The organism is Bacteroides sp. AF39-11AC (assembly GCF_003474285.1).
Taxonomy (GTDB): Bacteria; Bacteroidota; Bacteroidia; order Bacteroidales; family Bacteroidaceae; genus Bacteroides.
The window spans coordinates 57,919-71,202 of record NZ_QROH01000007.1; the positions used below are offsets into that span (position 1 = coordinate 57,919).

Genomic DNA, 13,284 nt, shown 5'->3' on the forward strand with positions numbered 1-13,284 from the left:
ATGGAAAAGAATCCAGACATACAGTTTCATTCTCCTGAAGAGATTAAATTGTATCAGGAAGCCAGACTCACTGAAACCTTGGCTTACTTGCAGGCACATTCCCGCTTCTATCAGCAAATGTTCAAAGAACATTCCATAGACACCACCCGGATCAAGAAGATAGAAGACCTCCAACAAATTCCCGTTACCACCAAAACAGACCTGCAACTACATAACAGTGAATTCATCTGTGTAGACCCGGATAATATTATCGACTATGTCACCACTTCCGGAACTTTAGGAGATCCGGTTACTTTTGTACTGACCTCCAAAGACCTGGACCGTCTGGCATACAACGAATATTTGTCTTTCAATACTGCCGGATGCAGCCGACACGATATACTGCAACTGATGACCACCATAGACCGCCGCTTCATGGCAGGGCTGGCCTACTACTTGGGAGCCAGAGAGCTCGGTATGGGAGTAGCCCGTGTAGGCAACGGTATACCGGAACTGCAATGGGATACCATTCACCGTATTCACCCTACCTGTGGTATGGTAGTTCCTTCATTCCTGATTAAACTGATAGAGTTTGCCGAAAGAAATCAGATTGATCATAACACCTGTTCTATGAAGAAGTGTGTATGTATCGGCGAAGCACTGCGTAACCCTGACTTTACATTGAACACCCTTGGACAACGTATCAGCGAAAAGTGGCCGTCACTTCAACTCTATTCCACTTATGCCTCTACGGAAATGCAATCGTCCTTCACCGAATGTTCTGAATTCCATGGCGGACACCTGCAACCCGAGCTTATCATTGTAGAGTTTCTGGATGACAAGAACCTTCCGGTAAAAGAAGGGGAACCGGGAGAAGTAACCATTACCACCTTAGGGGTGGAAGGCATGCCTTTGCTTCGTTTTAAAACCGGAGATATCTGTTACCAATATACGGAACCTTGTGCATGTGGCAGAAATACCATCCGGTTAAGTTCTGTGCTGGGACGAAAAGGCCAAATGATAAAATATAAAGGAACAACCCTGTACCCACCTGCATTATTCGACATATTGGATGATATTCCACGGGTAAAAAACTATGTTGTTGAAGTGTATACCAATAAGTTAGGTACAGACGAGATCTTGATTCGGATTGGCAGTGACGAGAACAGCGAAAGCTTTGCCAAAGAAATTAAAGATTTATTCCGTTCTAAAATACGGGTAGCTCCCACTATCCGGTTCGAACCGGCAGAATACATTGCCCAGATACAAATGCCTCCGATGAGTAGAAAAAGCATTAAATTCTTTGATTTACGATAACTATTTTCTAATTTTGACAAATTTATAAACTGAGTACTGATTCTAAATTATTAATTGTATGAAAAAGCTATTCACCCTTCTGTTCCTTGCAACAAGCATAATTTGCTTCGGACAAAACAAGAACTTCCTTAAAGAAACTGAAAGTATCAATTTCTATGGAGTGGACTATTCGGCGGCCAAAGTATTTGGTGCAGCAGAATCCCCGGCACAATTTAAGGTGGCATTCGATGAAATTAACCAATTATTTATCACCGAAGCCAAGAAATATGATGTTGGCAAGAAGTTAAAAGTAAGAGTCAGTGAAATTTCACTTGACGCAGTCAATCAGGTAAATGGAGCAATCAATCCACAAGAATTGATGACGACTGATACAAGCTATACGTTAAGTGAAGAGCAGATTAAACAAATAGTGAAAGCACTTCCCACGCAAAACAAACCAGGTATTGGACTGATTATCATTGCTAAATTATTGAACAAAGCAGAGGCATACGGCTCTTATCAGGTAGTATTCTTCAATACGGATACGAAAGAAATAATACAAGATTGGGCAACAGGTGGTAAAGCAAGAGGTTTTGGATTACGCAATTATTGGGCTGGTTCTATTTATAAAGTTATAAACAATCTATAAAACAAGAATATACTAAAAACAAAAGACGATGAAAAAATTACTATTATTATTTACCTTATTAGTAGGTATCAGCCTTCACTGTGCAGCACAAAATTACACTGAAGTTGTTTATCTGAAAAACGGAAGTATCATCCGTGGTATTATCATTGAGCAAATACCCAACAGTTCGCTGAAAATACAAACTGCTGATGGAAGTATCTTTGCCTATCCAATGAATGAAGTTGAGAAAATCACAAAAGAGGTAGGTGCATCTAAGAATAGACACCAAGATTTTGGAAAAAAGAGCAGTACCTTGAGAGGTTATAAGGGTTTTGTTGAAACCGGTTATATCTTCGACCTAAGCGATTATGATGCTAACAGATTTACTTTATCAACCACACACGGTTATCAGTTTAATAATTATCTGTTTGTCGGAGGTGGTTTGGGATTGAATTGTTATACAGATGCTGATTTATATTCTGTTCCCATATTTGCCAGCTTCAGAGCCAATTTCACCAAAAACAAGATTACTCCGTTTGCTGATATTAAAAGTGGTTACGCCGCTGGTGATGTAGAAGGGGCTTTTGTTACATTTGGTATAGGTGTACGCTTCGCTCTTGCTAAAAAGATGGCACTGAATCTTAAACTGGAATACGCATATCAAGAATATGATTACGAATACTATTATAGCAGCCATTATTACTATGATAATGAGTCTATAAATGGCATCGGAATCAAATTTGGTTTCGAATTCTAAGTAAAGCAGTCTCTATACTAAAAAGCGGATTGAATTCTACGCCATATAGTTTTCAATCCGCTTTTCATTTATAATAGTTTCTTATCCCTGCTGAATATCTTTTTTCAGTTCATCCACCTGTTCATAAGTAAATCCGTCAAGGGCTTTCTTCATACTGATCAACTCCTCACGAATCGCTTTCAGGCGATCTACAATTTCAAAGTTACGGAGAGTGGTTTCTTTATTGTCTTTCATTCTCTGGCGGGCACCGGGTAATGTCATTCCCCGTTCCTTCACCAGATGATAGATCAGCTTCACTGTTTCAATATCCTCTTTGCGGTATTGTCGCACCCCACGACTTCCCTTCTTCGGAGAAAGTTGTGGAAACTCTTTCTCCCAGAAACGAAGCAAGGACTCGTTCACATCGAACATCTGGGCTACTTCACTGATGGAATAATATAATTTCAGGTCTTTATCCATAGCTGTTAATCGAGAACTTTACCGTGGTTGGCAGCAATCTGTATCATTCGGTCGTAATCCTCAGCACTCAAGTCCATAAAGTAATAGTTGACAGGGTTGACTACCTGACCTTTTACATGAACTTCATAATGCAAGTGAGGCCCTGTACTCTTTCCCGTACTGCCTACCCCGCCAATAACTTCACCGCGTACCACCTTCTTTCCGACCTTAGTACGGAAATCACGCAAATGCGCATATACAGTCTGATAACCAAATCCATGGTCTACTACAATCCGGTTACCATATCCGGTTTGCCACCCCATCTGTATCACCGTACCATCTCCTGTGGCATAAACATCCGTACCCAAAGGTGCCGAGAAGTCCATACCTGCATGAAATTTGGTAGTTCCATAGATAGGATCGATACGCGTTCCGTAACCGGAAGCTGTTTTGCGAAGGTCTTTATTGGAAACAGGCTGGATAGCGGGGATACAACGCAACATTTCATCATGGCTCTTGCACATATCCACCACATCATCGAAAGAACGCGACTGGATATAGAGTTGCTTGCTGAGCATATCCATTTTCTGAGTTGTATTCACTACCAGATCGGAGTTTGCCATATCCATCAGGTGTTCATAACGGTTAGTGCCGCCATACCCTGCCTGACGGATAGCCGAAGGTATGGGGTCAGCCGCAAATATAACCCGATACAGGTTATCATCACGTTGCTGCACATCCTGCAACACCCCCATTGCCTCGTCCAGACGACGGGAAAGCACATTATACTGCGCTAAAAGTTGGCTGTTTTCCTTCCTCAACTCTTTCTCCGAAGGTGAACCGAAGATAATCAGCAGAATTATAAAACTACCTGCCCCTAAGCCCATGCCGATAAACAAACGGCGCAAGAGACTCACCATCCGTTGCCGGACAGTAGGGTAAATACGGTCATAAGTCTGCGTCTGTGGATTATAAATGTAGTAAACTTTGCGCATCTTTTGGAAATATTTCGCTCATTAATACGGCAAAAGTAATAAAAACAAGCTATCTTTGCGCTGTTTTTTCAAGAATATTAATACTAAGTAGCAAGTAGTTAGTAGATAATAGCGAATAGAAGATAGTAACAGATTAAGATAAATAGAAGAGTATGTTGACTGCAAATGAAATCCGGAACTCATTCAAGAGTTTCTTCGAGAGCAAAGGCCACCAGATAGTGCCCTCGGCTCCGATGGTAATTAAAGATGACCCGACACTGATGTTTACTAATGCGGGGATGAATCAGTTTAAAGATATTATTTTGGGCAACCACCCTGCGAAATATAAAAGAGTCGCGGACTCGCAGAAATGTCTGCGCGTTAGCGGAAAGCATAATGACCTGGAAGAAGTAGGACACGACACGTACCACCACACCATGTTCGAGATGTTGGGTAACTGGTCGTTCGGTGACTACTTTAAGAAAGAGGCTATCGACTGGGCATGGGAATATCTGGTAGAGGTATTGAAGATAGATCCCAAAAACCTTTATGCCACCGTATTCGAAGGCAGCCCCGAAGAAGGGTTGGAACGTGACAATGAAGCCGCCGCCTTTTGGGAACAGCACCTTCCGAAAGATCACATCCTCAACGGCAACAAGCATGATAACTTCTGGGAAATGGGCGATACAGGTCCGTGTGGTCCGTGTTCCGAGATACATATAGACTCACGTCCGGAAGAAGAGAAAGCCAAAGTTCCGGGTAGCCAATTGGTGAACAAGGATCACCCGCAGGTTATCGAAATCTGGAACCTCGTATTCATGCAATTCAACCGTAAAGCTGATGGGAGCCTGGAAGGACTTCCCGCCAAAGTTATAGATACGGGTATGGGCTTTGAACGTTTGGTACGCACGCTACAGGGCAAGACTTCAAACTATGATACGGACGTATTCCAGCCTATATTGAAAGCCATCGCTGATATGGCAGGCACCACTTATGGCAAAGACAACCAACAAGATATCGCCATGCGTGTGATTGCCGACCACATTCGTACAATCGCTTTCTCTATCACAGACGGACAATTGCCTTCGAATGCAAAAGCAGGTTATGTAATCCGCCGTATCTTGCGTCGTGCAGTTCGTTACGGTTATACATTCTTGGGACAGAGACAGGCATTCATGTATAAATTACTGCCGGTTCTGATTGAAAACATGGGTGGAGCTTATCCAGAACTGGAAGCACAGAAAGAACTGATCAGCAAGGTTATTAAAGAAGAAGAAGACTCCTTCCTCCGCACACTGGAAACCGGTATCCGCTTGCTGGATAAGACGATGGCTGACGCCAAAGCTGCCGGAAAGACAGAAATCAGTGGTAAAGATGCCTTTACATTATATGATACTTTCGGTTTCCCGCTCGACCTGACGGAACTGATTCTCCGTGAAAACGGTATGACTGCCGACATCAAGGAGTTCGACGCCGAGATGCAACAACAGAAGCAACGTGCGCGCAATGCCGCTGCCATAGAAACCGGCGACTGGATTACACTGAAAGAAGGAACAACTGAATTTGTAGGTTACGACTATACGGAATATGAAACAAACATCCTCCGTTACCGTCAGGTGAAACAGAAAAACCAGACATTGTATCAGATTGTACTGGACTATACCCCGTTCTATGCCGAAAGCGGTGGCCAGGTAGGTGATACAGGTGTATTAGTCAGCGAATTCGAAACGATTGAAGTAATTGATACAAAGAAGGAAAATAACCTTCCGATACATATCACCAAGAAATTGCCCGCACATCCGGAAGCTCCGATGATGGCTTGCGTAGATACCGACAAACGTGCTGCCTGTGCAGCCAATCACTCGGCTACCCACTTGCTGGACTCTGCACTCCGCGAAGTACTGGGCGAGCATGTAGAGCAAAAGGGTTCTTTAGTAAGCCCCGACTCACTGCGTTTCGACTTCTCTCACTTCCAGAAAGTGACAGACGAAGAAATCCGCCAGGTAGAACATCTGGTGAATGCTAAAATCCGCGCTAACATACCTTTGAAGGAATATCGTAATATTCCTATTGAAGATGCCAAAGAATTGGGTGCTATCGCCTTGTTCGGTGAAAAGTACGGCGACCATGTGCGTGTTATCCAGTTCGGTTCATCCGTAGAGTTCTGTGGAGGTACACACGTTGCCGCTACCGGAAACATCGGCATGATAAAGATTGTATCTGAAAGCTCCGTTGCTGCCGGCGTACGCCGTATCGAAGCTTACACAGGTGCACGCGTAGAAGAATTGATGGACACCATCGAAGATACCCTGAAAGATCTGAAAGCTCTCTTCAACAATGCCCCCGACTTGGCCGGAACCATCCGCAAGTACATTGAGGAGAATGCCGGATTGAAGAAACAGATGGAAGACTTCATGAGGGAGAAAGAGGCACAGATAAAGGAAAGATTGCTGAAAAACATGCAGGAAATCCACGGCATAAAGGTAATTAAGATTTGTGCTCCGATACCTGCAGAAAGCATTAAGAATATTGCATTCCAACTGCGTGGCGAGATTACAGAAAACCTGTGTTTCGTTGCCGGAACCATCAATGAAGGAAAGCCGATGCTGACAGTTATGTTGAGCGACAACCTCGTAGCCGGCGGATTGAAAGCCGGAAATCTGGTGAAAGAAGCTGCCAAACTGATTCAAGGCGGCGGCGGCGGCCAACCTCACTTTGCAACAGCAGGTGGAAAGAACATTGACGGACTGAATGCAGCAATAGAAAAGGTACTGGAACTGGCCGGAATTTAATAATTGACTTGTGAAGGCAGGCGGATTATTATTCGCCTGTGCAAGTAAATAACTAGCCAAAGACTTGACTTTGACATCCTGATGTCGTATCTTTGTCAATGTAATCCTGATTTAGTTTCGGGAAGATATATAGTAAAGAGGAGAAGCGAATGTTTCTCCTCTTTTTTTGTATCTATAGAAGTGAAAATGAGTTAAGATAGTATGTTTTACAGGATAACATACCATGTAATGAAGTAAAACAAACGATGTAATCACCCCAAACAAACCATCTGTTTGGGTAAAACACATCATCCGTTTAAGGGTAACACACCATCTGTTTGCAGAAAATAGAAACGGGAAAGCCGAAGCCCTCCCGTCCCGTTAAACAAACATAAATTCTCTCTTGACAAAAAAGGTTAGATTAGTATATCTTTTTCAATTATTCACCACTCCCTCATATGGCTTCAAGCGTTCCACATGATAAACTTTACATCCCGCCGGGACTTCTACCGGACAGTTCTCGGTAACATTTTCCCAAAAGTCCATATATTCCATTACAGACGTTCTGGTCAGATCAGGACCATTGAAAGTATAAAGATGCTTTTCGCCATTATATTCAAATAGCAGACCTAAGCGTTCCTTTTCATCTTCAACAACCGGAATCCTTTCATATCGTCCTATGAAAGGAGCAATAGCAGAATCATCCGGACGAACACGCAAGATTCCTTCTTCCAACATTTCAGATTCATTATCCGGTATCATCTCATAACGTCCTCCCACCTTTACGGTAAAGAAGTCAGTGAATGCATCCGCAATATTCTTCTTTTGTTCCTCTGTAGCTTCTCCGGTAACCACGATACCATCCTTCACTTTAGACCAAACCAATTTCAGGCATTCATCTACCTTCACTCTCAGTAAAGCTGAAGAACCACTACCATCTCTTACCGTAATTCCCGTCTCACCTTCGGCTTTAGGAATAATCTGTATACGTTGGTACCCACTTTCACTTTTTACAAAAGCAGCAGTTACTATGGCATCGTCACCGTTCACTATGGAATAGTTACCGTCTCCACCATCCACACCGACAATAATACCTTCCGGTTTATTCAGATAGAGATTCGCAGAACTAAACATATTCCCACAGGTGCCAACTTGATAAATAGGCGCATCACCCGTAAAAAACACTATATCACGATAATCATCCTCGCATGCAGTACCTACAAACAAGAGTGAAATCAACATTAAAATAGAATAGATGTGTCTCATTGTTTTAGCTTTTATATCGGATTCGTATAATGAAAATGCAGCAAATAGTTAATTACTGCATGAGAACAGATATTTTTTTTAGTTCCAACGATTTATAGTATTTGTTCTTTCGGATAATCCACCAGATACAAAGTACCTGTAGCACGGGTAAAAGCAGTATATAGCCAGCGGAAATAATCCGGTGTCAGATACTCATCCGTCATATACCCCTGATCGAGAAATACATTCTTCCATTGCCCGCCCTGCGCTTTGTGGCAAGTAACGGCATAGGCATACTTCACTTGCAAGGCATTATAATGCGGGTCCGCCTTCATCTTTTTCATCCTTTCGCGCTTCATGGAAATATCAGCATAATCTTCGAGTACGGCATAGAAAAGCCGGTCATTGTCTGCCTTTGGCAAAGCTGGTGCATCAGTATGCAAGGTATCCAGCAGCAGATTAACTTCCAGCTCAAAGTCCCCGTAATCAGGAAAAGCGAGCAAAACCTCCGCAAAACGGAAACCATATAACTCACGTGTACGGCGTAGGCGGCGAAGAACAGCTATTTCACCATTGGCTATGAAATCCATTTCTTTACTTTTCTCCGTCCAGTAGTAATTATTCTTTGCTACCATCAGCAAGTCGCCTGTGTTCAATTCATCTTCCCGCCAAAGGATTTGCGCACGTATACCATTATTGTAGATATTCGCCCGCTTATTGGAACGGCATACAACAATGGTCTCATCCATCCCGTCACGGTCGTAGCAAGTACTCAGCGTATCTATCAGTTCGTCGCCCGGAACTACTTTTATATCAGCGAAGCCCGACACCTTTATCTTTGGCAGACTCCCACAGGTATCTTCGGCTATAAGTTGGCGCAGCCGGGTAGCATTCCACAAAATACCGGAGTCCTGCACCTGACGCACTACCTGCGTCAAATCGACCTCTATCACTTCCAGTCCATATCCTTTCAGAGCTTCAGCAAATAAGGCAGGACTCTGATCCTCACCCACCGGAGGAAGCTGCGCTGTATCGCCCATCAACACCAGACGACATCCCGTACCGGAGTAAACAAACTGTATCAGATCGTCCAGCAAACGCCCCGTACCAAACACAGCACCGGATAAACCCTCGTTTGAAATCATCGAAGCCTCATCCACTATATATAAGGTATGTGTAGTCAAATTATCATTCACCGAGAAGTTACTCACCTCGTTGGAGAAAGATTGCTGACGGTAAATCTTTTTGTGAATAGTAAACGCCGGATGCCCCGCATAAGCAGAAAAGACTTTCGCCGCCCGCCCTGTAGGAGCCAACAGAATTGACTTCTGTTGTAACTTATCCAATGTCCGTACCAATGCTCCAACCAGTGACGTTTTTCCCGTACCAGCGTATCCGCGCAGCACAAAAACCGCATCGTTACGGGGAGATAGCAAGAAGGTAGCCAATGATTTTAGTACTATTTCTTGCTCAAAAGTTGGTTCATAAGGAAAATTTTCCTTAATTTGCGTTTCTAAATAGTTATTTATCATTTTTGTAATAGAAAAAAGTTACAGGAACTATCGCCATTAGAATTATTTATTTTATTTTTGCGGTACGAATATAACAACTAAAAAACATATTTATCATGAAAACAGTATTTAATGTCATTTTAGGCTTGTGTGCAGTGGTACTGATCTACATCTGCTATACCAGCATTATGGGTCCTATTAATTTCGAAAAGGCAAGAAAGCACAGAGAGAAGGCAGTTATTGCCCGCTTAATGGACATCCGTAAAGCACAGCAGGAGTACCGTAACTTGAACCACCAACAGTACACGGCAAGTTTCGACACTTTGATCAACTTTGTTAAAAACCAGAAGTTGCCTTTCATCTACAAAGAAGGTGAATTGAATGATAAGCAGTTGGAAGACGGTATGACAGAAAAGAAAGCTATTGCTATCATCAACAAAGCAAAGAAAACAGGAAAATACGATGAAGTAAAGAAAGCCGGTCTGGAAAACTTCAAACGTGATACTTTGTGGGTTGCCGTACTGGATACAGTATTCCCTAAAGGTTTCAATCCTGACTCTATGAGATATGTTCCTTACGGCGGTGGTGCACAGTTCGAAATGGCTATCAGAAATGATACAGCTAAATCCGGTGCTCCTTTCTGTCTGCTCGAAGTTAAGACTCCGTACGAAACTTACCTGAACGGTCTGGACAAGCAAGAAATTGCTAACATGAAGGATGTACAAACCAAATTGGGTAAATACTGCGGTCTGATGATCGGTAGCTTGGAAACTGCTAACAATAACGCAGGTAACTGGGAATAATTCCTATCCTGAACTCTGTATGATAGAAACGATTGACTTTAGTAAATCGGAACAATATACGTTATCCATCCGCCTCAGTGCGGATGGATTTTCTTTTTCTGTATTCAACCCTCTCAATGAGGGTGAACTCTTTTTCTTTGACCGTAAAGTTGAAGAATCACTCTCACTCACAGCCAACCTGAAGCAGACTTTCCGCGAAGTAGAATGGTTAAAACATCCTTACCGCCGGGTAAATATACTCATGGCAAGTAAACGCTTTACCCTTGTACCGTTGGAATTTTTCGAGGACGAACAAACGGAAATACTCTTTTACCATAACCACCCCAAACGGGAGAATGAAGTTATACAATACAACATTCTGCGGAAAAATAATACCGTAGTACTGTTCAGCATGGACAAAAGTGCCCGTTCGTTTCTTTGCGAACAATATCCTGATGTGAGGTTTTATTCACAGGCAAGTTCATTCATTGAACACTTCTCCAGTAAAAGCCGTTTGGGAAACAGTCGGAAAATGTATGTGCACCTACGGAAAGATGCTGCCGAACTATATTGCTACGACCGCAATCACCTGCTCCTTGCCAACTCTTTTGAGTGCAAACAGACAGCAGACCGTATCTATTACCTATTATATATATGGAAACAGCTTGGTTTCGAACAAGAACGCGACGAACTACATCTTACCGGTGAGTTGTTCGACAAAGAAACTTTGCTCAGTGAACTACGAAAATTCATCCGGCAGGTATTCGTCATGAACCCTGCCACTAACCTCGACCTACAAGCCATAACCCTATGCGAGTAATCAGCGGAATATATAAAAGAAGAAGATTTGACGTACCTCGTACCTTCAAGGCACGTCCCACAACAGATTTTGCCAAAGAGAATCTGTTTAATGTACTTGCCAACTATCTGGATTTTGAAGATGGTGTATCTGCCCTCGACCTCTTTGCAGGCACAGGCAGCATCAGTATAGAACTGGTATCACGCGGTTGCGATCGTGTAATCAGCGTTGAAAAAGACCGGGATCACCACGCTTTCATTTGCAAAATCATGCAGGAAGTGAAGGATGATACTTGTATCCCCATCCGTGGCGATGTATTCAAGTTCATCAAAGGGGGACGCGAACAGTTCGATTTCATTTTTGCCGATCCTCCGTATGAATTACAAGGACTGGAAACCCTTCCCAATCTTATCTTTGAAAATAATCTGCTGAAAGAAGGAGGCTTGTTTGTATTGGAACACGGCAAGAAAGACAACTTTGAGAATCATCCGAACTTTGTGGAACGGCGGGTATATGGAAGTGTAAACTTCTCATTCTTCAAACAGCAAGCTTCAGATTTATAGCAGTGGTGCCATCAAGCGCACCACACTCTCGGCAGCTTTCCGCCACCAGGGACGCTTCACCCAGTTTTTAAGGAAGACTTGTACACAGTCGCGCTGATCCAGAAGAAAGATCTCCCGCATTTGCAATGCCGTTTCTGTATCATAAATAAAGGCATTCACCTCGAAATTATGCTCAAAGCTACGGAAGTCCACATTGGTAGAGCCAACAGTGGAAAGCTCATCATCCGATACCATCAGCTTGGAATGCAAAAAGCCTTTTTTATAGAAATAGACTTTTACACCCGCCTGCAATACATCCGCCAAATATGAACAGGAGCCTAAATGCGTCAGACGGTTATCCGCACGCAGAGGCAACATCAGGCGCACATCCATTCCTGCCAATGCTGCAGTTTGCATAGCGGCCAAAATCTGTTCCGTAGGCAGAAAATAAGGAGTCTGTATATAGAAGTACTTCTTTGCACCGGAAATTGCCATACTCAATCCTTGCATAATCTCTTTCCAGGGACCGATGGGATCACTCGTCACAATCTGCACCAAAGAAGTGCCGGTCGCTTCCATCTTTGGGAAGTAACGGGAAGCACTGATCAAAGTACGGTCAACAAAATACCAGTCGAGCAGGAAAGCAGTCTGCAGACCATGCACCGCTTTACCTTCCAGTAAAAGATGGGTATCGCGCCAAATGCCCCATGAGAAACCACGCATATATCGTTCTGCCAAATTCATTCCACCTACAAATCCCACACGCCCGTCAATCACCACAATCTTACGGTGATTACGGTAGTTCACCTTGCTGGTGAATAGAGGGAAACGTACTTTCAGGAAGCTACGCACTTCAATACCTGCCGAGAGCATTTCATCATAGAAGCGGTTGGGCACATGCCAACACCCTACATCGTCATAGATAAGACGCACTTCAACGCCTGCCCGCGCTTTCTCTACCAATACATCGCGTACCATACGCCCGATAGCATCATCTTCAAAGATATAAAATTCAATATGAATATGTTGCCGGGCATTCTGCAGTTCCCTCAACAAGGATTGCAGCATGGAGCCGCCATTGGTATAGATTTCGATACGGTTACCGTCGAAAGGGAATGCCTGGGTCGTGTTGCGGAACAGGGAAATAAGCCGACTGTAAGCCATTGGCAAAGTAGTGGCATCCTGCGCCAGATATTCCACCATCGGTTTATTCAGCAGGCGGTTATAAATCTTCTGCCCTATGATGCGCTCCCGCCTGCGGCTTCGTCCGAAAAAGAAATAGAAGACTAACCCCACAACAGGCAGGAACATCAATACCAGTATCCATGCAAGCGTCTTCACCGGATTACGATTGTCGAGGATAATGACAACAATTGTTCCGATGATAGCGCCAAAGTAAATAATATCAAAGGCGACGGTAGCTACTTGGTTGAGTATATAGTTCCAGTCAATCACAAAAGCAAATATAGAGAAAATAAAAGAATTCCTGTTTATTTAAAAGGAAAATCAAAAAAAGTCCCCTTCCATTTCTTCAACAGAGTAGCAAATGGAAGGGGAAACTT

General features: G+C 43.3%; 12 protein-coding genes. 7 read left to right on the forward strand and 5 right to left on the reverse strand.

Translation table 11 applies throughout. The features are described 5' to 3' along the window. Genes DW036_RS16015 through DW036_RS16025 form a run of 3 tightly spaced genes read left to right on the forward strand, consistent with a single transcriptional unit; the run spans window position 1 to window position 2,660 of the window. Complete coding sequence (locus DW036_RS16015; RefSeq protein ID WP_118465289.1) at window positions 1–1,296, forward strand: phenylacetate--CoA ligase family protein; 1,296 nt, start codon at window positions 1–3, stop codon at window positions 1,294–1,296. A 58-nt stretch (window positions 1,297–1,354) separates the two neighbouring features. After that, window positions 1,355–1,924: a hypothetical protein gene (locus DW036_RS16020; protein WP_118465290.1), complete on the forward strand. Its 570-nt coding sequence runs from the start codon at window positions 1,355–1,357 to the stop codon at window positions 1,922–1,924. A 28-nt stretch (window positions 1,925–1,952) separates the two neighbouring features. Continuing rightward, a complete protein-coding gene (locus tag DW036_RS16025; protein ID WP_118465291.1) occupies window positions 1,953–2,660 on the forward strand; it encodes a hypothetical protein in 708 nt (235 codons plus the stop codon). 81 nt (window positions 2,661–2,741) lie between these two features. On the opposite strand, the gene DW036_RS16030 is transcribed toward DW036_RS16025, so the two are convergent. Further along, window positions 2,742–3,119 (reverse strand): MerR family transcriptional regulator, encoded by a 378-nt coding sequence (locus DW036_RS16030; protein ID WP_022392744.1) that lies wholly within the window; start codon window positions 3,117–3,119, stop codon window positions 2,742–2,744. A 5-nt stretch (window positions 3,120–3,124) separates the two neighbouring features. After that, entirely contained in the window at window positions 3,125–4,093 is a 969-nt protein-coding gene (locus DW036_RS16035) for a M23 family metallopeptidase (RefSeq protein ID WP_022392745.1), read from the reverse strand. 152 nt (window positions 4,094–4,245) lie between these two features. Here DW036_RS16035 and alaS point away from each other — a divergent pair, with 152 nt between their 5' ends. Then, window positions 4,246–6,864 (forward strand): alanine--tRNA ligase, encoded by a 2,619-nt coding sequence (gene alaS / locus DW036_RS16040; protein WP_118465292.1) that lies wholly within the window; start codon window positions 4,246–4,248, stop codon window positions 6,862–6,864. A 414-nt stretch (window positions 6,865–7,278) separates the two neighbouring features. Here alaS and DW036_RS16045 read toward each other — a convergent pair whose 3' ends face one another. After that, window positions 7,279–8,109, reverse strand: coding sequence for a hypothetical protein (locus DW036_RS16045; protein WP_118465293.1), 831 nt, complete (start codon window positions 8,107–8,109; stop codon window positions 7,279–7,281). 92 nt (window positions 8,110–8,201) lie between these two features. Beyond that, complete coding sequence (locus DW036_RS16050) at window positions 8,202–9,620, reverse strand: ATP-dependent RecD-like DNA helicase (protein ID WP_118465294.1); 1,419 nt, start codon at window positions 9,618–9,620, stop codon at window positions 8,202–8,204. 95 nt (window positions 9,621–9,715) lie between these two features. Here DW036_RS16050 and DW036_RS16055 point away from each other — a divergent pair, with 95 nt between their 5' ends. Genes DW036_RS16055 through DW036_RS16065 form a run of 3 tightly spaced genes read left to right on the forward strand, consistent with a single transcriptional unit; the run spans window position 9,716 to window position 11,743 of the window. Further along, window positions 9,716–10,402, forward strand: coding sequence for a hypothetical protein (locus DW036_RS16055; RefSeq protein ID WP_118465295.1), 687 nt, complete (start codon window positions 9,716–9,718; stop codon window positions 10,400–10,402). A gap of 19 nt (window positions 10,403–10,421) precedes the next feature. Then, a complete protein-coding gene (locus tag DW036_RS16060; protein WP_118465296.1) occupies window positions 10,422–11,201 on the forward strand; it encodes a DUF3822 family protein in 780 nt (259 codons plus the stop codon). Further along, window positions 11,192–11,743, forward strand: a complete 552-nt coding sequence (locus DW036_RS16065; RefSeq protein ID WP_022392751.1) for an RsmD family RNA methyltransferase — start codon at window positions 11,192–11,194, stop codon at window positions 11,741–11,743. Before DW036_RS16060 ends, DW036_RS16065 begins: the two co-directional genes overlap by 10 nt. On the opposite strand, the gene cls is transcribed toward DW036_RS16065, so the two are convergent. Then, on the reverse strand, window positions 11,738–13,177 hold the full coding sequence (gene cls, locus DW036_RS16070; protein ID WP_118465297.1) for a cardiolipin synthase: 1,440 nt from the start codon (window positions 13,175–13,177) through the stop codon (window positions 11,738–11,740). The genes DW036_RS16065 and cls overlap by 6 nt on opposite strands. Window positions 13,178–13,284 lie beyond the last annotated feature (107 nt).